Here is a 20,853-nt window from a genome sequence, read left to right on the forward strand (position 1 = left end):
GTAATTGAAATTCAAAAAGGAAGTTTCGCGACTTCTACTCAAAAGCATTAAGTGAAGTCGAAGCTCTGTATTTCTACCTGCGCGATGCGCCGTTCACTCTAAACTGTTGTGGCGTCATATCAAAATAGGCTTTAAATGCTTTGATGTAGGATGAGTCGTTTTGATAACCCACTAGGTCTGCAATGGCTTGGATTGGCAACGATTCATCTAACAAAGAAAGCGAGTAAATCAGCCGAATTTGTTGCCGCCAAAGCAGAAATGAAGTGTTGAATTCCTTGGCGAACAACCGTGATAAAGTGCGCTCAGACGCCCCAATTTTCTCCCCCCACTCTTTTAGCGAACAGCTCAACGCGGGCTCGTCAGTCAGTTGCTCGAAAATCAGTTTGAGTCGTCTGTCTTGTGGCAGTAATAACTGAAATGTCTGCACGTTGCTTTTCAAAATTTGATCATGCAACACCGCCAGCAAATGCAGCACTTCTTCATGGCTTGCCTCATTTTCACACTGTCTGCGGATCTCTTGTAAAAGCTCATTTAAAAACGGCGTTAAAGCAATAGTTCTCACTTGTGGCTCGTACATTGCGCCAAACGCAGGGTTAAGGTAAATGCCAACAAAGATCGTGTTACTCAGAGCAATCGACTCGTGTTGAACACCCGCAGGAACAAATAACGCAGAAGTGTGCGGAACCAAATGCTGATAATGCTCCGTTTGCGTTTGTAATAACCCTTTGATAGGAAAGATGATTTGATGCCAAGTGTGTTGATGCAGCGCATCAATGTAACCTTTTGGCATGTCGATGGTTTTCACCAAAACAGGAGAATGGGGATTCGCGGCCATCATTTCATTGGAGGTCATGACGCCTGACTTCGAATCAATTTGGCGAGTTAGCATTGTTGATTGTCTTTTCATCCCTATTCCGACACAAGTTCACTAGGCTATCATGCTCCGCATCGCGAATGAAGGTAAACACTTTATCTCTCATTCATAATAAGGAGGTTACATGAAGAAAATCGGCGTCGTAAAAGCTGTACTAGCAGGGAAAACTGTCCCTTATGCTCATGGAGCGCAAAGCGCAATCAACAAACAAGTGTTGCCCGAGCGCCAGCACGCAACAGAGCTTGGTTTTACCAGTGATGAGCAAGGCGATCCGCGCTTTCATGGTGGGATTCAAAAAGCGCTTCATATTTACCCAAGCGAGCACTACCCAATCTGGCAACAACAATTAGGTGAAAGACCAATTTTCCAATCCGCCGGCGGCTTTGGCGAAAACATCAGCTCCGAAGGCGTCACCGAATCCACGATTTGCTTGAAAGATAAAATTCGCATCGGCTCAACACTACTGGAAGTATCGCAAGGTCGCATGCCTTGTTGGAAACTTAACGTACGCTTTGACCAACACGACATGGCGAGAAGACTGCAAGATACGCTTCGAACAGGCTGGTATTTCCGAGTGTTGGAGGAAGGCGATATCGGTGCAGGTGACAAGATTATTCTGTGTGAAAGACCTTATCCAGAATGGCCACTGGCTCGCATCATGGGGGCGGTTTTCACTGGCTGTTTAGATAGAAAAGAACTCACTCAGCTGTCTGAGCTGCCGTTAGTCGAGTCTTGGGGCAAGTTGGTCGAGCGCCGCCTAGAAACTGGCGAAGTCGAGGATTGGGAAATGCGCTTGGTTGGCCCAACAAGACAATAAAAAACGCAGAGTAAAAGCTCTGCGCTCGCTATAAAAACGTGGCCTTGGTTATTGCTGTCCTGCTGCATATTGACCATCGGTAACTTGCTCTTTCCAGATGACGTTTTCACCGTCTTTTGACGCCGTAACCACTAGGTGAGTCATTGGCGCATTTGGTGTTGCACCGTGCCAATGGTCGATACCAGGCGGACACCAGACACTATCACCAGCAGCAAATCGAATTACATGCCCATCACGCGTTCCTGTAAGTGCGGTACCAGAAGTGACGATCATGTGTTGTCCTGCAGGGTGAGTATGCCAAGCGGTTCGAGCTCCTGCATCAAAAGTGACATAGGCGGCGCTGTAGTTTGCAACTTCGTTTTCAGGAAACAACATCTCGACGTTAACTTTCCCGGTAAATAGGTTTTCAGGTCCTTGAAACGATTTCTGATCAGCAGAGCGATAAACTTGCTGCGAAGATGAGTTACCATCGGCTGCTTGAGCGATTGGAAGCATAAATCCCGTCGACAACAGCACAGACCAAATAAGCAATGATGATTTATTTTTCATAAAACGAATTCCTTTCTAATTGATATGATTAGCCAAATAATATTTATTTTTCCAAAACTGTTTTTAGGACCGATTGAGCATTGTTAGACACACTTTCACCACAGCACTCACTTAATACAACAATAAATTCCTCTAACTCTTGAATAGAAACATTGTTATTCATACTGATATTATAGTGAGCTGCTAATTGGCTATTAACACCGTTCATATTTGCTAATGCTGCAATCGTAGCAATTTCACGCTCTTTCCAAGTGAGCACATCGCGTTCAAAAATATCACCAAACAAATGTGCTTTTAGGTATTCATCAATTTGCGGAGAAAAATCGAATAGCGCGCCTTTTACTTCTGCACCAACAAGTTGTGTTTGGTTTTCAGCGCCAAATTCTAAGCTGGTTTTATCGTTAGGTAACGCGCTTGATTCTCGCCCTAAGGTATCAGTAATACCTTGGCTTTTACGTTCCTCCAACACCGTCATAAATGTTGCTAGTCCATTCAAACTGCGCGGAAATCCAGCATACGCATACAACTGAGCCAGCAGTTCTTTTATCTCGTTGACCGTTAGGCCTGCGTCTAACCCATCATTAAGGCTTTGTGTTAGTTTTTCTATTTCACCACTCGCAGTAAAAGCAGAAATAGGAATAATAGCTCGCTCTTTATCACTGAATATTTCTGATGCTGAAGCGATATTCGTTGTGCATAGCGTTGTCATAGTGAGCACCAATATTAATATTGATTTAACAGATTTGTTTAATGCTTTCATATCAAAATTCCATTATGTAACGGTGTTCTAATCCATAGAAGTTCTAGAAATATATTTATTAGCGTTCTGATTTCTACATTAATAATTCACATTGTTAACTGGGTCATTAATTTACTTTTTCGATCGTGACACGGTTTGTTTCTTTCGAAATAAAGCAATGAATCCCATCATCGATTTGACCTAATTTAATTAACCCAGACGCGTAACCAAAGTCTTTATAAAAGATAACTAAATTTCCCCAAGGGGCGTAATAAGAGATGTCACCCGCTTTTGATTGAGTTCCAGAAGGTGCGCCTTCGCGAGTTAACTTATTCGGTAAGTAAGCAATTTTCTCTGTATTTGCGTAGTCTTGTAGATCTAATGTTAGAGGCAATTGACGAACAAAATCGTCTGTACTCGCACTGCTCTTCAATGTGCCTAAAACACTGCAATCATCGAAAATAAAACGAATTTTCACTATATTTTCCTCCAATCCAGCGCTATTAACTTCTGCGTTTACAATGCAGGGGAACATCCAGGCACTACTCACCAAAACGCATCTCACCCACTGATTGAAACGGTATGCTTGTCTCATCGAGATTCCCTTTTCTCACTGAAAACTTGCTCGGGCTACTTTAGTTGCATGTACTCTTGATCAGAGACTGGTTCGCACCATTCATTACTTGCGCCTTCAGCCGGTATTTCTATTGCTACATGTGAGAACCAACTGTCTTTAGCTGCGCCATGCCAATGCTTAGTACCTGGCGCGATATGCACGACATCGCCAACATTCAACTCTTTTGCTGGTTGGCCAAATTCTTGATACCAACCTCGCCCTCCTGTCGCTAACAGAATCTGCCCACCTTCATGATGAATATGCCAAAAATTGCGACACCCTGGTTCAAACGTTACGTTCGCCACGATAAGACCAGGCTGATTGAGCAACGCCAGATAACTCGTACCGGTAAAGTAATCCGCATACGCTTCATTCTTTTCACCAAACTCGAAAATGCCTCGACCTTGAAATACACCGGCTTGCAGTACGTCAGGGATTTGAGTATTGCTTTTGTTATTCATCATGACTCCAAATAGTGTTCTTGAGTGCTTACAACTCACCAAACCATGGGTTCACTGTATTGCGCTTTGATAGATGACCGTTAGCCTATTCATTGCTAATACTTGCCCAATATTCCAAACCAATACAAAAGACAACCATACTTGAAACCGGTTAGAAAAAACGGAATAAAAACTCATCTATACATAAGTAGTTGACTATTAAATAATAAAATTCATGACAGACAATTAACCCGCTCAAAAACCAACCAGAAAGATCACTCTCTGATCGCTTAACCTCGAAATAGACACTTGCCCAATATTCTTTACTTAAAGAAATGAACTGTTATAACTATGCTTAATCAAGTCGCTTAGTTGACTCCGAAAAAGCGTTAACTACAAAGGCAGAAATCGCATGCCGTTAACCCCGAACCTGAGGCCAACCAGAGGAGAGCACTGACTTATGCAAGAGGTACCGTCAAACACTTCGTCAACCCTGGCCAGTGCAATAGAAAAGCTTGCCAAGCACATTGAGAAATGGGCAAATGGCGCGAACCAATATGACACAGAAATTCCAGGATTAAGGTTCAGTCGTTGGGCAACCCCAACACCACCGACAAGCTACACCCACAACCCAAGTATTTGCTTAATTGCTCAAGGGAGAAAGCGCGTGTTGTTGGGTGAAGATAGCTTTGTTTACGATGCTAACCACTTTTTGATCTCCTCTGTCGACTTGCCGATTATCGCCAATATCATTGAAGCCAGTGAAGATAAACCTTATTTAGGGGTGATTATGGAGCTGGATCTGACTGAAATATCTCAACTTATTGTCGATAGTGAGCTGACGTTTAATCAAAGCAAAGAAGCACAAAAAGGCATAGCGGTTGGAGAGTTGTCGGAGCCATTACTTGACGCCTTTCTGCGTTTAATAGAGCTGCTGGATGAAGGACAAAGCATCAAAATTTTAGCGCCGATTATTAAACGAGAGATTTTTTATCGACTGTTAATCACCGAACAGGGCGCTCGTCTTAATCAAATCGTAACTGCAGGAAGTCACAGCCATCAAATTGCAAAGGCCATTGATTGGTTGAAGAATAATTTCGTAAAGCCTTTAAGTGTCAGTGATTTAGCCGCCTACAGCGGCATGAGTAAATCGGCGTTTTATACCCACTTTCGCTCTATGACATCTATGACGCCACTGCAATTTCAAAAGAAATTAAGACTCAGCGAAGCTCGGCGTTTAATGCTGACAGAAAACCTCGATGCCATGGCGACTACGTTTAAAGTGGGTTACGAAAGCCCTTCTCAATTTAGCCGTGAATACAGCCGTTTATTTGGTGCGCCACCATCCAAAGACATCAAGTCTTTGCGCGAGAGTATGGGTCAAGCTCGGAATATCCTAGGAAGAAGCTAGCAAGTGAAACCGTCAGCCTCGTACTGCCTCGAGGCTAACGGTTTTATTATTTGGGAGAGAATGAACGTCACCTGCATTTGCAAGCAAAACTGCTCAATATTGCTTATAACACCGCTTGTCGACTAGGCAAAAAGACCTCACCCAACATACAGCGAACCGAGCCACCACCAATAGATTCTATGGTAGAAACATCGAATGGCAGCAATTTACCGTGCGTAGCAAGTTGATTTCTTTGTGCAGGAGAGAAAGCATCGTATGCCGATTGCGACATCGCAATGACTTTGTCTCCATTGATGGTTTCCAACTGAAGAATGTTGCCACAGAAGTGGTTCATTTGCTCAATCGAAATAGAGATCACTTGCTTATCTTTGGCGAGTGATTTCAGAACAAAACGACGCTCAAATTCTGGGATCACTTCGTCACAAATCACGCAAAACTGTTCGCCAACCGCCATCATCACATTAGTGTGATAAATCGGCGCACCAGATGGCAAACGGGTTTGGAAAGAAATCACTCGTTCATAGCCAATACGATCGGCGTAATCTTCTAAAACCAGACGATCACAACGTTGTGAAAGTGCGGCATAGACCGTTTTATTTAAGTGGTCAAAAACCATCACACCCGTGCTTTCTAAATACGCTTGCTCATCAAGATATTCAGTTAGGCTGCTACGTCGATGAACTTCTCGCCCAGCTTGCGCTAGTGCCGCCACAAGCGCATCGGGACGCACTTCTTTTTGACGGTTTTCACAGGCCATTGGAAAGGTGTACAACGTGCCATCTGGCGTAGTGCTAAACCAGTTGTTTGGAAATACCGCATCTGGCGTCGAAACATCTGAAGCTGGATAATCAAACTCAACAACTTGAACGCCCTCTTGACGCAGCGTTGCTACCATACTCGCGAACTCGGCCATCACTCTACGCGAGACTTCTTCTTGGCTGAGTGACACTTTATGTTGGAACTCATTATCTTGTGCGGTTTCTTCATTAAAACGAAACTCTTTCGGTGGCACCATCACTACGCAGTTTGCGGTTTGGCGCTGAGCACTTTGCGTGCTTTCTTCTTTCCCATTAGCAAATTGGGTCACTGATTCGTGTAATAGCATCCAATACATTCCTTATCACTAGAATGAGGAGATTGTAAATTTATTGTTAACTTCAGTTTTGCTGTTTTCACAATTAATTTAATTACCTAGAAGTAATTTTCACTGCACTTAGCTTATTTCTCCCGAAATTTTATTGTCACTATGCAGGTTTAAGGTTTTATGGCACCGTGATGAACATGCGAAGAATTCATCATAAGAATCAGAACCATAGACAACCACCCCCATAACCAACTAGTTACATTTAAAACACAATCGGTTAGACTATTTTTTCGCCCCTCTCGTCAATCCGTCTGCTTTATCGAGGAGCAGCCAAAACCCCTTATACACGCGACTTCGTCCAAAGCTGCGTGAATCGATGGATTTAGCCACCCCAAATGGCACTGTTTTAACTTTAGGATGAGTTATGTTTAAACGATTTGAAGGCTTTACAGAGCCGTTCCCCAAATCTACACCAGATCAGCCTCCTTCAGGGATGCTCGCTTTTTTACGTTATTACACCCGCGGCTACGAAAAGCCTTTGATCATCATGTCTTTGATGGCCACGATTGTTGCTGTCGTTGAAGTTATGTTGTTTGGCGCGATGGGACAATTGGTTGATTGGTTGTCTACCAGCAATCCAGAAACGTTCTTGCAAGACAATAAAGCAGATTTAATTTTCTACGGAACCTTATTGTTGGTTGTCATGCCCATTTTGGTGATCGTTTATTCGTTGCTCGTTCACCAAACATTATTGGGCAACTATCCAATGTCTATCCGCTGGCTTGCACACCGGTATTTGCTCAATCAAAGCTTAAACTTCTATCAAGATGATTTTGCAGGCCGAGTTGCAACTAAAGTCATGCAAACGTCACTAGCTGTGCGCGAAACCGTCATGAAAGCTATGGATGTGTTTGTTTATGTTACGGTTTACTTCACTAGCATGATCATTATGTTAGCAACGGCAGACTGGCGTTTGATGATCCCAATGATCGTCTGGCTGCTCGCTTACATCGCTATCCAAATCTATTTCGTTCCTAAGCTTAAAGACGTCGCTTCAGCGCAGGCCGATGCACGTTCGACAATGACAGGACGCATCGTCGACAGCTATACCAATATTCAAACGGTCAAACTGTTTTCTCATAGCCAGCGCGAAACCCAATATGCTGAGCAAGGCATGAAGGGATTTTTGAATACGGTCTATCGTCAAATGCGCCTAGTGACCGGCTTCGACGTTGCTGTAGAGATCTCAAACTATATTTTGGTGTTTTCCGTTGCTGCTTTATCGATTTACCTGTGGTTGGATAGTGCCATCAGCGTTGGCGCGATTGCGATTGCTGTTAGCCTTGCATTACGCGTAAATGGTATGTCGATGTGGATCATGTGGGAAGTTGGCTCCCTCTTTGAAAATATGGGAACCGTAGTCGATGGAATGAAAACGCTCTCTAAGCCTATTGATATTAAAGATAAACCAGACGCAAAAGACTTAGTTGTCACTGAAGGTGGCATTCACTTTGATAACGTCAGCTTCCATTACGGTGAGAACAAAGGCGTGATTAGCCACCTCGATCTCAACATCAAACCAGGAGAGAAAGTCGGCTTGGTTGGGCGCTCCGGCGCCGGAAAATCAACTCTGGTCAACTTGTTACTTCGTTTCCACGATGTCGAAGACGGCAGCATTAAGATCGATGGACAGAACATCTCTGAAGTCACACAAGACTCTTTGCGTTCAAAGATCGGTATGGTGACCCAAGATACTTCTCTGCTGCACCGCTCTATTCGCGACAATATTTTGTATGGCAACCCAGATGCGACAGAAGAAGATTTGCTGAAAGCCACCAAGCAAGCGCATGCCCATGAGTTTATTGAAACTCTGACCGACCCATTTGGCAACGTCGGATACGATGCGCAAGTTGGTGAACGTGGTGTGAAACTGTCTGGCGGCCAACGTCAGCGTATCGCAATATCTCGTGTGCTACTCAAAGATGCACCATTGCTGGTACTGGATGAAGCTACATCGGCTCTGGATTCAGAAGTCGAAGCAGCGATTCAGGAAAGCTTGAATGAATTAATGCAAGGAAAAACCGTTATTGCGATTGCGCACCGATTGTCGACCATCGCACAAATGGATCGCCTCATCGTGCTAGATAAAGGCAGTATTGTTGAGCAAGGTTCTCACCAAGAGCTCATCGCGAACAACGGTATTTATGCCCAGCTTTGGGCGCATCAAACTGGCGGATTTATCGCTGAAGAGTTAGAAAATCAACACGTTTCTTAATTAGCGAGAAACCCAATAAAAACGGCGCATGAAGCGCCGTTTTTCATTTTTATTGATAAACCTATACTCATATAGCCATTATAGTTTCTCATATATGAAACACCCTCCATGATAAAGCTCACATTTTTTCTGCTAATATACCGCCTCGTTGCGTATCCATTGCAATGAACACAATACAGAGTTTTGAGCCGTCTTCATTTGTCATTTCACTTTTTGAGAAACAGCTATACTCAATAGATGGCTTAGTTATTAGATTAACAATAAGGTAATTAGCTTATGTGTAAATGTGGTTCAATGCAGATCGTACAACTCAAACCAAGTTGGGCTGACAAGCTATTCGGCTACTCAGAAAGATGGAAATGCCAACTGTGTTGTAAGATCTACCGCATCTAAAATTAAAAATAGAATCTTAGTTTTTCTAAGAAAAAGCAGTGGCCCGACAGTAATTGTCGGGTTTTGTTTTTCTGCACATCCATTTTTATCCCTTCGCAACACGGTCACTCATCACGGCAAAACCTAGCATCTCAATGTGACTTAGGTATAGAATCAGGCCCACTTATTTATTCCGATATTCACATATAACTGGTCACTATGAACAAAAGTTTACTAACGAATGTCCTCGCTATCGCTTTGATGGCTGGAGGTCATCAATTACAAAACGACTACCTTTGGTATGCGGGGCTGTTTGCGTTCTCAGGCGCCATCACTAACTGGCTTGCCATCCACATGCTGTTTGAAAAAGTGCCTGGATTATACGGTTCTGGCGTGATCCCCGCGCGATTTGAAGAGTTTAAACTGGCTATCAAAAACTTGATGATGGAGCAGTTCTTTACCGAAGCGAACATCGATCGATTCTTGAACAAAGAAATGGCGGGCGGTGTAAACATCGATCTTCAACCTGTGATTGAGAAAGTGGATTTAAACCCAGCGTTTGACTCTTTGGTAGAAGTGATCGAAGGCTCTCAATTTGGCGGCATGCTAGCGATGTTTGGCGGCGCGGAGGCATTACAACCTATGCGGCAGCCTTTCGTCGAAAAGATGCAAGAATCCATTATTGAGTTGAGCAAGAGCGATAACATCAAAGAAGCACTGAAAGAGCAGTTCGAATCTCCTGCTATGATGGATGAGATAAAGCAAAACATTGAAGGCATCATTAATCAGCGCTTGAGCGAGTTAACACCCGCACTGGTCAAAGAAATGGTGCAAAAAATGATTAAAGAACACCTTGGCTGGCTAGTCGTTTGGGGTGGCGTATTTGGTGGTTTGATTGGTGTTATCAGCACCTTTATCGGCGCATAGTCGCTCACCGATTTATCAAAAAGGAGCTTCGGCTCCTTTTTTGATCTTGAAAAAGTAATATGCCAAGCCACGCTAAATAACGGGGCTCAACGCATAAGCGCTGCGGTCATAGACATCAGCCTCGCCTAACCAAGGAGCTCCGGGTTTACGCCAAATCCTGTTTTATGTTCTTCAATTACCACTTCACTGCGAGTCTGGATTACGCCTGGAAGCGTGCCTAACTTACTCGACATAAACTCCTGATACGCTTTCATGCTCTTAACACGAACCTTTATCATGGTATCGAAGTCCCCAGAGAGCGAATAACACTCTTCAATTTCCGGCATCAATTCGACGGCTTTCGCAAACTTTTCAAAAATGGAAAAACTGGTTTGGTCTAAGCGAATATGGATAAATACTTGCACATCCAACCCTAATTTTTCCGCATTCAGCTCAGCATGGTAGCCATTGATATACCCCTCTTTTTCTAGCCGCTTCACGCGGTCAGAACACGGCGAGGTCGTTAAGTTGATCTGCTTTGCGAGTTCAACAACTGGAATTCTGCCTCTTGAATGAAGCACTCTCAAAATGTGTAAATCAATCCGGTCCAATTGGTAACTCATTAACCACATCCTTGTAACCACTCAGGAAGCATCACATTAATCGTTGCTTAAACAATTGCAAACCATCAAATGCACAGCATGTGAAATTCAGCAGAGAATAATTCGAAAATAACTAAGGAAGGAAAGGGCTGCGATTACTGCCGCTCTCTCCATAACCGAGTATGAAGAACAAAAGTAATCTAGCGGCTCCCGTAGAGTCGCAAATTTGAAAGCGTGTGATACGCCTTTATAGATCTGGCGTGCGGGGCAAGCAAGCCGCCCTGTTTAGCTATTAATCATAGCTATTGCTCTGAATTAGAGAGCTGCCGACGTATGCCTGGTAGGATGAGGAATCACTTCTCCAATTGCACGATGATTACAGCATCGACAGTAATATTGTGGTTCCATCTCGTAGTAGTGTTCACCTGATACAAATTTCGCCATCAGCTGTGTAAAACTCACCACTTTACCTGTCAACGAATCAACGGGCTGTGGCTCGCAACGCTTCATGATCACTTTATGTTGCGTTGATTTTCTACAAGCTGCGCAATATATATCCGGCATTTCTCTTCTCCCTGTTTTTCAGTACTACTGACAATTGACATATTTTGTTCAAAATAATTCCACAATAAAAAAGCCCCTTTAATTTTTTGTGTCCTATCTTCAAAAAATTGGACGAAAGTATCAAAAAATTGAGACATTGGTCAGACCTCAACTTTTGTACCACTATTATGAACGAACGCGCTTATGTGTGTAATAATACGACACATCACACATAAGCAATTGTTGCTACTCGCTATTTCAATCTGCAATGATCAATTTTATGGCGTTTTAAATATGGCTTTCACTCACATTTTCGATTCAGGCATTACTTGGTTGTTTAAACATGCCTGATTTACAGTGTGAATCTGCAATTTCCACGATACTGACTCATCTCAAGGACGCACGATGACGCTTCAACCAACGCTCACGACACAAAGGCTTATTCTTCGCCCATTTCATCCGACAGACAGCGCAACAGTCGCACGACTCGCAGGAGACAAGAGCATTGCAGATATGACCGCAAACATTCCTCATCCCTATGAAGAGCCGATGGCACAAGTTTGGATTAAGAGCCATGTTGGCGTATATCACCAACGTAGTGGGGTCATATATGCCATTACTCAACGTCAAGACGAAGCGTTAATTGGTGCTGTTAGTCTGCTAAACATCTCCGAGGGAGTCGGCACATTAGGGTATTGGCTTGGCGTCGATTATTGGGGGAATGGGTTTGCTCAAGAAGCGTCAATGGCTTTAATTCAGTTTGCCAGACCACATTTTGAGTTATCGGGCCTAAAAGCGATGCACTTGGTCGAAAACAGACAATCCCAATCAGTCATTCAAAAGTTGGGCATGACGTATATCGACAATCACATCATCAAAATGCAGGGAAAAGAACGAGAAGTCTGCGTATACCAGCAAATATTTTCGCCTCAAGTAACCGTAGCAACCTCTCAAAATTAAGGCACTAAAAAACCAGCCTCTCAGCTGGTTTTATCTTTCACCTTGAAAGGCAAAAATACTAGTCTTGTGCGACTTTCACACGAATCTTGCTCTTATGTACTGAAGACAGGTTTAGTGCCTCCAACGCCGCAACGGCTTCGGCTTCATCCGGCATGATCACAAAACCAAACCCTTTTGATAAACCCGTCTCTTGATCAAGCACGACGGTGCAAAGCTCAACTTTGCCGTAGTTTGAGAACAGAGTACGGATGTCTTGCTCTGTCGTCTCACGAGCTAAGTTTCTTACTAGAAGTTTCATATTAAACCATTTTATGTTTATAACGCCTCAATTCTCTCAGCTTCTCCCTTACAAACCAAGTGAATAATGTTGTTGCGAAGGCTAGATGTCTCTAAGTGTTTCTGTTTAAATGATTTTTAGTGATAACGCTCTGAATCCTGCATTACGAAACGATTGGAGTATAAAAGCCTAGGAGATTCGACATGGAAACCAAACGTTTAAAGCTCATCCCAGCTTGCTTGGAACGTGCAGAAGAAGCACATCAGGCCGTTGTTCGTAGCCAAAAAACGCTTGAAGTTTACCTGCCATGGGTACCTCACGTGCTCACTTTAGAAGCGATGATTGCAGGGACAGAGAAAGCCATCGCAAACTTTGAAAACTTCGAAGAAGAGTTGCGCTACTACCTAATCGACAAGGAAAGCGATCGTTTACTCGGCGCCATTGGGTTAATGATCCATGATCAAGAGATACCGGCATTTGAGATTGGCTATTGGCTTGATGATCGCGCGGTAGGCTACGGTTATATCTCTGAGGCGGTAGCGGCGATTGAAAACTATGCATTCGAAGCGTTGGATGCGAAAAGAATCGCGATTTTAGCCGATGCGAATAACCGCAAAAGTCGTGCGGTTGCTGAGCGCTGTGGGTATGAGTTTGAAGGTGAGCTACGCAATGCTCGGCGTGCGCCTTCTGGCGAGCTGAGTAACACCGTCATTTACGCCAAAGTTCGTCGTGACTAACACACTCACAAAGAATAAAGCGACGTGACAGTCTGGCCTCAAGCAATCACCATTAACGTTTATTAAGTTCAGATAAAACAAAGCCCGCTGTATAAGCGGGCTTTGTGTTCGTAAAAGGAAGTAATTAGTCTAGTTCAACTAGTTTCTTCTCGTACGATTGATGTTGGTCTAATACGTCTTGCGCTGCACCGCCTGTCGCTTTGCTGATAACAACGATAGCAAGCGTAGAGAAGATGATGCCCGGTACGATTTCGTACACATCAAACCAACCGCCAGTTAGCTGCTTCCAAACTACGATAGTGATACCACCAACAAGGATACCTGCTAGTGCGCCGTTACGGTTCATACCGCTCCAGTAAAGGCTAAGTACAACCGCAGGACCAAATGCAGCACCGAAGCCAGCCCAAGCGTAAGAAACAAGACCAAGTACTGAACTATCTGGTGTCATTGCTAGGAATAGCGCAACAAGCGAAATCACGATAACGCCGATACGGCCAATCATTACGATTTCTTCAGAAGAGGCTTCTGGCTTGAACACTTGCTTGTAGAAATCTTCTGCAAGCGCTGAAGATGAAACAAGAAGCTGTGAGTCTGCTGTACTCATTACCGCCGCTAGAATTGCTGCTAACAACATACCCGCAACGACAGGGTGGAATACTGCGTTAACCAATAACATGAAGATCTTCTCGCCATCTTCTAGTTGAGTGCCCGGATGACCCGTAACCCAAACCAGACCGACAAGACCAACAAGCATTGCACCAACCATAGATAGTGCAGTCCAAATCACAGCGATACGACGTGCAGTCGTTAGATCTTTGTTTGAACGAGACGCTTTAAAACGCGCTAGGATGTGTGGCTGACCAAAATAACCAAGACCCCATGCCGCTAAAGAGATGATAGCAATCGCAGACAGTGGTTCGCCTTTGGCGTCATTCCATAACGTTGCAAGTTCTGGATTGATGTCATGCAGATCAGAAGTTAGCTGACCTAGACCACCGTCCATTACTGCAACAGGAACAATCATTAGCGCAGCCGCCATTAGCAGACCTTGCACTAAGTCAGTCCAAGATACCGCAAGGAAACCACCGAATAGTGTGTAAGAAACCACACACACCGTACCGATAATAACAGCGTAGGTGTAATCTAGACCGAATACCGTCTCAAACAGTTTGCCCCCTGCGACCAAACCTGAGCTGGTGTAGAAAAGGAAAAATAGAAGAATGAAAAACGCAGAGATTGTCTGGATCAGTTTCGACTTATCGTTGAAGCGACGTGACAGGAACTCTGGCAACGTTAACGCGTCAGTTTGGATACTGTAGGTACGTAGGCGTTTTGCACTGATGAGCCAGTTTGCCCATGTACCAAGAAGTAGACCGCCGGCTAACCAGAAGGCCTCGATACCCGCAGCGTACGCATAGCCAGGCAAGCCTAGCAGCAACCAGCCACTCATGTCTGAAGCACCTGCAGATAATGCAGCAGGCCACGGACCTAGGCTACGGCCACCTAGGAAGTAATCAGATGAATTGGAAGTCCTCTTATACGCGTAAACGCCAATAGCAACCATAATCAGTAAATACGCCACAAAAGTGGACGTGATAGCAAAGCTATTTTCTATCATTAGATAGTCCTCGTTATAATTATTTCCTTCCTTGCCTGCCCTGATATTTTACCGTCTCAGCAATACATCAGAGTATAAGAAACCAATCTGGACCGGCTCTCAGTCCAGTTACTCCAGATTGGTATCACAAGTCAGGTTAGTGAGTTTCGTTCCCCAACTCGAGTAGAGTCGCGTTACCACCCACCGCGGTAATATTTATCGTTCGAGTGCGCTCGGTAATGAAGCGCAACGAGAGATGAGGATCATGAGCCAATTTCGGTGACTCTAAATCCGTTTCAGAAACTAAGCCGACGATTGCACCGTCACGCTTAGCTAGTTGAAGATTGAGCGCATGCTCAACCTGTGAACGCCCAACATAACCCACACTACGTACATCGCTCTCAAGCAACGAAGCAGACGCATCGTACGCAACAACCTGGACTAAGTTAGATGGGAAGTTTGCCAACGCTACAGCTTGCTTAACCAGTTGGTTTAGCTCTGCATTGTCACTGCAAACGACCACACTGTTGCCTGCAATTAAGGCACAGGTGATCATCGCAAAAGCACTGTATAACGCATTATCAGCAGGCTCGATGTTGTTTTCACAAATCACCAAAGCCACACCGCGTCCTGCGGCATACAGTTCGTTAGTTTCCCCTGTAGGGCCAACTAACTGGTGAGTTTCTGCAAGAAGAGCTGATGCTTGTTGCAAGTGGTAAGAAACCACTTTGGCAACGGTAGACTGCTGCCCTTCTAATGCAGATTTAAATGCCAGAACATGCTCGCATTTGTAATCAAAATCAGTCAGATTCCACTGCTCCCACGCAGAGAATGCATCTTTAAAATAGGTGATCTGATGAACCATAATGCGACTCCTTATGCGTTTTCTGCTTGAGCAAGAAGATGTTGAGTAAAGCGGAATAGGTAGTGTGGACCACCAGCTTTCGGGCCAGTACCCGACAAGCCTTGACCACCAAACGGCTGTACGCCAACCACAGCACCAACTTGGTCTCGGTTGATGTAGCAGTTACCTACTCGAGCGTGTTTCTCAATCCAACGGTACGTGGTTTCGTTACGGCTATGGATACCCATCGTCAAGCCAAAACCCGTTTTGTTGATCTGCGCAACCACGTTCGGTAATTCAGACGCTTTAAAGCGAACAATGTGCAAGATTGGACCAAATTGTTCTTCTTTCAGCACATCGATGCCCGAGATTTCAAACGCACTTGGTGAGACAAAGTCACCATGCTGGCACGATTCATCCAGCTGTAGCTGAGCGACTTTAGTCTGTGTTTTGCTCATTTGCTCAAGGTGAGCAAGGAGTTTTTGTTTTGCATTGCTGTCGATAACCGGACCAACATCCGTTTTGTGTAGGTAAGGTAAACCAACATGCAGTTCATTCATCGCACCTTGAATCAGGTTGATCATACGGTCTGCTACATCTTCTTGTACAAATAGAACACGAAGGGCAGAACAACGCTGACCGGCAGATGCAAACGCCGAACGAATCACATCACGCACCACCTGCTCTGGCAATGCCGTACTGTCCACGATCATTGCGTTTTGACCACCTGTTTCCGCAATAAACGGAACCGGTTTCGCCCTGCGCTCCGCAAGCGTGACGTTAATGCGTTGCGCAGTTGCCGTTGAACCAGTGAATGCCACACCAGCAATGGCATCATGAGAAGTCAGTGCATGGCCGATCTCAGCGCCGCGACCAGTAAGTAACTGAATCACACCAGCAGGGAAACCCGCATCAAGCATTAATTCAATAGCGCGAGCGGCAATTAAGCTTGTTTGCTCAGCAGGTTTGGCAACCACTGTGTTACCCGCAATCAGTGCTGCCGTTACCTGACCAAGGAAGATAGCCAACGGGAAGTTCCAAGGGCTAATACATACAAACACACCAAGACCTTCACGGCTAGAAATGCGTTTCACACCGTCAAAACCTTCTAGCTCAAATGGCTGTAGGTTTTGCGCTTGTTTCGCGTAATAACGACAGAAATCCACTGCTTCACGAACTTCATCAATACTATCGTGAATCGTCTTGCCCGCTTCTTTGTGACAAATCGCCACCAGCTCAGCCAGATTTTCTTCCATTAAGTCAGCAAGCTTTTCTAAACAAGCCGCTTTTTGCTCAACAGGAACACCTTTCCAATCAGAGAAAGCAGTTTGCGCCGCATCAATTGCAGCGGAAACATGATCAAGAGTTGCAAATGCCACCTTGCCGACTTCAATTCGGCGATCGTACGGTGCGGTGATGATCTCAGCCGCATTTTCCTTGATCATGCTTTCGGCAAAACGCTCACCATTGATCATCGGGCCTGCAACCCACTGATTGTCCATGAAGCTTTCTACTTGCGCTTCAAATGGCTTCGCCTCACTGTCGATATCAATGTTGACGCCGTATGAGTTCTTACGCTCAGGGAAGATGTCGGCAGGTAATGGGATCTTGTCGTTGTGTAGCGTGTCAAAACCCGTCAACACATCAACAGGGTGATGAGTCAACTCGTAAATCGGACAACGCGCATCAACCAGACGGTGTACAAACGAGCTGTTTGCGCCATTTTCCAGCAGACGACGAACCAAGTACGGAAGAAGATCAGCATGGCTACCGACAGGAGCGTAAATACGTACTGGCTGACCATACATTTCCATAACATGGTTATACAGTGAATCACCCATACCATGTAGACGCTGGAACTCGTACTCTTTGTGCTCAGCCATAACGGCGATTGCCGTCACCGTGTGGGCATTGTGGCTTGCAAATTGCGGGTAGATATTACCGCGAACACCTTCGCTAAGTAGGAAACGAGCACAAGCTAGGTACGCAACGTCCGTCGCTTCTTTGCGAGTGTATACCGGGTAATTAGCGTAACCCGCTTGTTGAGACCACTTGATTTCGCTGTCCCAGTACGCGCCTTTAACCAAACGCAGCGGAATAAGGTCACCCTGCTCTTTTGCGAGTGCGTTTAGCCACACCAAGACTGGTAGAGCACGTTTTGAGTAGGCTTGAATAACCAAACCAAACTTGCCCCAACCTTTCACAAGATCGCTACGGTACACTTTCTCAAATAGCTTCAGAGAAAGCTCAAGGCGATCCGCTTCTTCTGCATCGATTGTGATTGCAACGTCGACTTCGATTGCACGTTTCAATAGCTGCATTAGTGAGTCATACAACTCTGTCATTACACGTTCTTCATTTGCGACTTCGTAGCGCGGGTGTAATGCAGAAAGCTTGATGGAAATCGAAGGCGCAGGACTGGTGTCATTGCCGTAAGTCTCTCGACCTACCGCTTCGATCGCCATTAGGTAATCTTTGAAGTACTTGTTCGCGTCCGCTGTGGTTAACGCCGCCTCACCTAACATATCGAATGAGTAGGTGAAACCTTTGTCGCGCATTGGGCGACCGTTCTTTTGCGCTTCTTCGATCGTACGACCACGAACAAACTGGTGACCCATGATCTTCATTGCCTGATACATGGCTTTACGAATCACAGGCTCAGAGAATTTATTTACCAGACGGTTTACAGCCTGACCTGGGCTCTGGGTGCCTTGCTCACCAAGACCAACCACTTTACCTGTTAGCATGAGGCCCCATGTTGATGCGTTAACAAACACAGAGTCAGAGTTTTTCAGGTGAGATTTCCAGTCTGCGACGCTCAACTTATCTTTAATCAAAGAATCTGCTGTCGCGGCATCTGGGATGCGCATTAATGCTTCTGCAAGACACATCAGCAAGATACCTTCTTGAGTATCTAAGCTGTATTCCAACAATAGGGCATCAATCATCTGGATTGACTTCTTATCGGCACGAATGGCTTCGATAAGTTGGGTCGTTTGGGTAGTGATCGCCGATTTTTCATCCTCTGTCGGCGTCGCTAGTGGCAATAGTTGCTCTAGCCATTGAGACTCGTCCACCATATACAATGGCGAGATCAGTGACCACAACTTATCAAGCGGCTGCCCGATAAATTCCGGTGTCAACACGTTCGTAGTTGTAAACATGTGTGTTCCTCAATCTCACTCCTCGAAAACCGCTTCGAGGATTATCAATGGCTGGCAGTGTATTTTGAGGCCGATAAGAATACTTGTCAAAAACTACGACATTTTTGCCAAAAACTCGCTTTTATAACAAAACATCCACATAGTCACATTCAAATAGGTAATATTTTGTGTTGTAAATTTTAATTTTTTCATTGCAATCACAACAAAATATCAAGAATATCAATAAGATTTTTGTGAAGCGTTCGTTCTAAGAGAAAATGTAGGATCAAGTGGCATATCAGTCACACCAAAGGACAGAGAATTTAACAAAACGAGAGATAGGTCACGTGAATAAAACACAAAAAAACCATGCATATTGCATGGCTTTGTTCTGATTGCTGATAATTTGACCTAAAAATACGCGTTGTTATCCAACTTGTTTTTTATAGCGGGATGGCGATATTCCCTGCAAGCGAGTAAAAGTATGAGTAAACGTACTCTGGCTTGAGAAACCAGTGAATTCGGCAATTTGCCCTAAAGAAAGGTGGCCTTGCTCGATTAATTCACGAGCCATATCGATACGCTTTCCGAGAACATATTGATGAGGTGTAATCCCCATCTGCTCCTTAAACAAGCAATGGAACTGACTTTCCCCAAGAAACACTCGTCCCGCTAACTGAGCCACACTGATTTTATGGCTAAGGTGCTGCTCGATGTAGCGATCAATCGCCTCCAAATCAAAGCGTGACTCTTTTCGGCTAGTCTCAAATGCCGAGATATGGCGCTGCATTAATGCAATCACGGTGTCGTTGCACGCGCGACTTAACAGCAGGTCGTCCGGATGGTTTCGCATTTCCTGAACCAACATCTGTATCAGCTTCTGAATTTGACCGTCTAACTGAAAGTAGACATGGTCTCTCTCCAGATTATTGATTTTCTGCAGCATTTCAGGATCATCATTTTTCGGTTTTGGCATATTCAACACCAAAATATCCGATTGATTAATAACGCCACCGAAAGCATGATCAGAGCATGCGGTTACCACACAACCTTGGCCAGGACCGACAAGATTACCTCGTCCACGCACTTCAAATTCGGCTTGTCCTTTTAAACCAATCACGATCTGAGTGTAAGAATGATCATGGCAATCCATATAAGACGGAAGTGTGATCAGTTCTGCTGGCTTAGGCAGCATAATCTCTTGATATGGCAGGGCTTTGGGGTTATCTGAATCACTCATTTTAAACAGTCGTCTTTACACGGTCAGCTTACGTCTTGGCATCATATACCTTCCTTGTTGGGTTGCAACTTTTCCCCAACTCAATCGCACAAGATCAAAACAGCATGATCAAGTTCGTTTACATGATCATAGTTCCGGAACGATGATCATGCGAGGTTAACTTACGGTCAATGAGCAACCAATTTTATTAACAAAAACGGATAGATAGAAGCACCTTACGTATACATAACCAATAAATATAAAGATCTTTGTTACCGAACAATCCGTTATTTGGTAGAACACTGCTGTTCAAAATAGATAAATCGCCTCATAAACAGATCAAAGCCACCTCTTGAAATCAACATAGAGGGATTTCCCCCCTTACTAATATGCTTCTGATTCAATACATTAGTCCTCGAGCTTTAAGATGCATACGATCTAAAGCTCTCGGTATCTCATTGATACCTCTAACTTACTTAGCAGACCCTCGCTAGGTAATTTAGAACCTCTTCTACACGTCGACAAGATTATATCTTGTGTTGCCAGCCCGTCTTCAGGCTGGCTTTTTTTTCGCTTCTCAACAATGAAAACAATGGCATAAGCTGATATTATAGCTTTCGTCTCACTGTCCCTCTCATATGACTTAGGCGCCGTTCTCTCTCTCGATGAGTGATATGAACGCCAACTAAATTACAACTGAGTTGTAGGAAGCATGATCAAGGACGATACGAGTTGTAAGCCGAACATCAGGCGGACATCCGTGAGCGCACATATCTGTAATGAAACAGACCATTTTCCCAATTAAATTCTTCGTTCAATTTCGTTGTTGTTTATCACTGTGTGACGAA

At 44.5% G+C, this 20,853-nt stretch carries 19 protein-coding genes; 6 read left to right on the forward strand and 13 right to left on the reverse strand.

Annotated features, from left to right (window positions below; genetic code table 11):
- Positions 1–73: 73 nt before the first annotated feature.
- Positions 74–889 carry a helix-turn-helix transcriptional regulator gene (locus L3V32_RS13790; RefSeq protein WP_048625576.1) on the reverse strand — a complete coding sequence of 272 codons (816 nt, stop codon included), beginning with the start codon at positions 887–889 and terminating at the stop codon, positions 74–76.
- A gap of 109 nt (positions 890–998) precedes the next feature.
- On the opposite strand from L3V32_RS13790, the gene L3V32_RS13795 reads away from it, so the two are divergent.
- Positions 999–1,691: an MOSC domain-containing protein gene (locus tag L3V32_RS13795; protein WP_237284530.1), complete on the forward strand. Its 693-nt coding sequence runs from the start codon at positions 999–1,001 to the stop codon at positions 1,689–1,691.
- 48 nt (positions 1,692–1,739) lie between these two features.
- Here L3V32_RS13795 and L3V32_RS13800 read toward each other — a convergent pair whose 3' ends face one another.
- From L3V32_RS13800 to L3V32_RS13815, 4 genes are all read right to left on the reverse strand, one after another.
- The gene (locus tag L3V32_RS13800) at positions 1,740–2,240 is read right to left on the reverse strand and encodes a cupin domain-containing protein (protein ID WP_046875660.1); all 501 of its coding nucleotides are present in this window, start codon (positions 2,238–2,240) and stop codon (positions 1,740–1,742) included.
- A gap of 43 nt (positions 2,241–2,283) precedes the next feature.
- Positions 2,284–3,000, reverse strand: coding sequence for a carboxymuconolactone decarboxylase family protein (locus L3V32_RS13805; RefSeq protein WP_237284531.1), 717 nt, complete (start codon positions 2,998–3,000; stop codon positions 2,284–2,286).
- 106 nt (positions 3,001–3,106) lie between these two features.
- Positions 3,107–3,457, reverse strand: a complete 351-nt coding sequence (locus L3V32_RS13810) for a cyclophilin-like fold protein (RefSeq protein ID WP_053808330.1) — start codon at positions 3,455–3,457, stop codon at positions 3,107–3,109.
- A gap of 152 nt (positions 3,458–3,609) precedes the next feature.
- Positions 3,610–4,059 carry a cupin domain-containing protein gene (locus L3V32_RS13815; RefSeq protein WP_081442386.1) on the reverse strand — a complete coding sequence of 150 codons (450 nt, stop codon included), beginning with the start codon at positions 4,057–4,059 and terminating at the stop codon, positions 3,610–3,612.
- A 436-nt stretch (positions 4,060–4,495) separates the two neighbouring features.
- Here L3V32_RS13815 and L3V32_RS13820 point away from each other — a divergent pair, with 436 nt between their 5' ends.
- On the forward strand, positions 4,496–5,446 hold the full coding sequence (locus L3V32_RS13820; protein WP_237284532.1) for an AraC family transcriptional regulator: 951 nt from the start codon (positions 4,496–4,498) through the stop codon (positions 5,444–5,446).
- 103 nt (positions 5,447–5,549) lie between these two features.
- Here L3V32_RS13820 and L3V32_RS13825 read toward each other — a convergent pair whose 3' ends face one another.
- Entirely contained in the window at positions 5,550–6,551 is a 1,002-nt protein-coding gene (locus tag L3V32_RS13825; protein WP_054866774.1) for an arginine deiminase-related protein, read from the reverse strand.
- Positions 6,552–6,954: 403 nt separating this feature from the next.
- On the opposite strand from L3V32_RS13825, the gene L3V32_RS13830 reads away from it, so the two are divergent.
- Together L3V32_RS13830 and L3V32_RS13835 are read left to right on the forward strand one after the other, a co-directional pair.
- On the forward strand, positions 6,955–8,805 hold the full coding sequence (locus L3V32_RS13830) for an ABC transporter ATP-binding protein (protein WP_237284533.1): 1,851 nt from the start codon (positions 6,955–6,957) through the stop codon (positions 8,803–8,805).
- Between the two features lie 591 nt (positions 8,806–9,396).
- Positions 9,397–10,104, forward strand: coding sequence for a DUF445 domain-containing protein (locus L3V32_RS13835; RefSeq protein WP_164665975.1), 708 nt, complete (start codon positions 9,397–9,399; stop codon positions 10,102–10,104).
- Between the two features lie 125 nt (positions 10,105–10,229).
- Here the strand turns inward: L3V32_RS13835 and L3V32_RS13840 are convergent, their stop codons facing one another.
- Both L3V32_RS13840 and L3V32_RS13845 read right to left on the reverse strand, forming a co-directional pair.
- Positions 10,230–10,706: an Lrp/AsnC family transcriptional regulator gene (locus L3V32_RS13840; RefSeq protein ID WP_006740877.1), complete on the reverse strand. Its 477-nt coding sequence runs from the start codon at positions 10,704–10,706 to the stop codon at positions 10,230–10,232.
- Between the two features lie 294 nt (positions 10,707–11,000).
- Positions 11,001–11,249, reverse strand: a complete 249-nt coding sequence (locus tag L3V32_RS13845) for a hypothetical protein (protein WP_012842405.1) — start codon at positions 11,247–11,249, stop codon at positions 11,001–11,003.
- 384 nt (positions 11,250–11,633) lie between these two features.
- Between L3V32_RS13845 and L3V32_RS13850 the strand changes: the two genes are divergently transcribed.
- Positions 11,634–12,188 carry a GNAT family N-acetyltransferase gene (locus L3V32_RS13850; RefSeq protein WP_065645217.1) on the forward strand — a complete coding sequence of 185 codons (555 nt, stop codon included), beginning with the start codon at positions 11,634–11,636 and terminating at the stop codon, positions 12,186–12,188.
- A gap of 58 nt (positions 12,189–12,246) precedes the next feature.
- On the opposite strand, the gene L3V32_RS13855 is transcribed toward L3V32_RS13850, so the two are convergent.
- Positions 12,247–12,486, reverse strand: a complete 240-nt coding sequence (locus L3V32_RS13855; protein ID WP_005392166.1) for an RNA-binding protein — start codon at positions 12,484–12,486, stop codon at positions 12,247–12,249.
- A 182-nt stretch (positions 12,487–12,668) separates the two neighbouring features.
- On the opposite strand from L3V32_RS13855, the gene L3V32_RS13860 reads away from it, so the two are divergent.
- Entirely contained in the window at positions 12,669–13,202 is a 534-nt protein-coding gene (locus L3V32_RS13860) for a GNAT family N-acetyltransferase (RefSeq protein WP_006740879.1), read from the forward strand.
- A gap of 124 nt (positions 13,203–13,326) precedes the next feature.
- Here L3V32_RS13860 and putP read toward each other — a convergent pair whose 3' ends face one another.
- From putP to L3V32_RS13880, 4 genes are all read right to left on the reverse strand, one after another.
- On the reverse strand, positions 13,327–14,820 hold the full coding sequence (gene putP, locus L3V32_RS13865; protein WP_005392162.1) for a sodium/proline symporter PutP: 1,494 nt from the start codon (positions 14,818–14,820) through the stop codon (positions 13,327–13,329).
- 136 nt (positions 14,821–14,956) lie between these two features.
- Positions 14,957–15,664, reverse strand: a complete 708-nt coding sequence (locus tag L3V32_RS13870) for a 1-pyrroline-5-carboxylate dehydrogenase (protein ID WP_237284534.1) — start codon at positions 15,662–15,664, stop codon at positions 14,957–14,959.
- A gap of 11 nt (positions 15,665–15,675) precedes the next feature.
- Entirely contained in the window at positions 15,676–18,807 is a 3,132-nt protein-coding gene (putA, locus tag L3V32_RS13875) for a bifunctional proline dehydrogenase/L-glutamate gamma-semialdehyde dehydrogenase PutA (protein WP_237284535.1), read from the reverse strand.
- Positions 18,808–19,213: 406 nt separating this feature from the next.
- Positions 19,214–20,026, reverse strand: a complete 813-nt coding sequence (locus L3V32_RS13880; protein ID WP_237284536.1) for an AraC family transcriptional regulator — start codon at positions 20,024–20,026, stop codon at positions 19,214–19,216.
- Between the last annotated feature and the right edge of the window lie 827 nt (positions 20,027–20,853).

The sequence above is a fragment of the Vibrio sp. J2-4 genome (assembly GCF_021728155.1).
Taxonomy (GTDB): Bacteria; Pseudomonadota; Gammaproteobacteria; order Enterobacterales; family Vibrionaceae; genus Vibrio; species Vibrio diabolicus.

Coding starts and splice junctions, on each gene's coding strand:
- L3V32_RS13790 (WP_048625576.1), bottom strand. CDS start 889: ATGCTAACTCGCCAAATTGATTCGAAGTCAGGCGTCATGACCTCCAAT.
- L3V32_RS13795 (WP_237284530.1), top strand. CDS start 999: ATGAAGAAAATCGGCGTCGTAAAAGCTGTACTAGCAGGGAAAACTGTC.
- L3V32_RS13800 (WP_046875660.1), bottom strand. CDS start 2,240: ATGAAAAATAAATCATCATTGCTTATTTGGTCTGTGCTGTTGTCGACG.
- L3V32_RS13805 (WP_237284531.1), bottom strand. CDS start 3,000: ATGAAAGCATTAAACAAATCTGTTAAATCAATATTAATATTGGTGCTC.
- L3V32_RS13815 (WP_081442386.1), bottom strand. CDS start 4,059: ATGATGAATAACAAAAGCAATACTCAAATCCCTGACGTACTGCAAGCC.
- L3V32_RS13820 (WP_237284532.1), top strand. CDS start 4,496: ATGCAAGAGGTACCGTCAAACACTTCGTCAACCCTGGCCAGTGCAATA.
- L3V32_RS13825 (WP_054866774.1), bottom strand. CDS start 6,551: ATGCTATTACACGAATCAGTGACCCAATTTGCTAATGGGAAAGAAGAA.
- L3V32_RS13830 (WP_237284533.1), top strand. CDS start 6,955: ATGTTTAAACGATTTGAAGGCTTTACAGAGCCGTTCCCCAAATCTACA.
- L3V32_RS13835 (WP_164665975.1), top strand. CDS start 9,397: ATGAACAAAAGTTTACTAACGAATGTCCTCGCTATCGCTTTGATGGCT.
- L3V32_RS13840 (WP_006740877.1), bottom strand. CDS start 10,706: ATGAGTTACCAATTGGACCGGATTGATTTACACATTTTGAGAGTGCTT.
- L3V32_RS13845 (WP_012842405.1), bottom strand. CDS start 11,249: ATGCCGGATATATATTGCGCAGCTTGTAGAAAATCAACGCAACATAAA.
- L3V32_RS13850 (WP_065645217.1), top strand. CDS start 11,634: ATGACGCTTCAACCAACGCTCACGACACAAAGGCTTATTCTTCGCCCA.
- L3V32_RS13855 (WP_005392166.1), bottom strand. CDS start 12,486: ATGAAACTTCTAGTAAGAAACTTAGCTCGTGAGACGACAGAGCAAGAC.
- L3V32_RS13860 (WP_006740879.1), top strand. CDS start 12,669: ATGGAAACCAAACGTTTAAAGCTCATCCCAGCTTGCTTGGAACGTGCA.
- putP (WP_005392162.1), bottom strand. CDS start 14,820: ATGATAGAAAATAGCTTTGCTATCACGTCCACTTTTGTGGCGTATTTA.
- L3V32_RS13870 (WP_237284534.1), bottom strand. CDS start 15,664: ATGGTTCATCAGATCACCTATTTTAAAGATGCATTCTCTGCGTGGGAG.
- putA (WP_237284535.1), bottom strand. CDS start 18,807: ATGTTTACAACTACGAACGTGTTGACACCGGAATTTATCGGGCAGCCG.
- L3V32_RS13880 (WP_237284536.1), bottom strand. CDS start 20,026: ATGAGTGATTCAGATAACCCCAAAGCCCTGCCATATCAAGAGATTATG.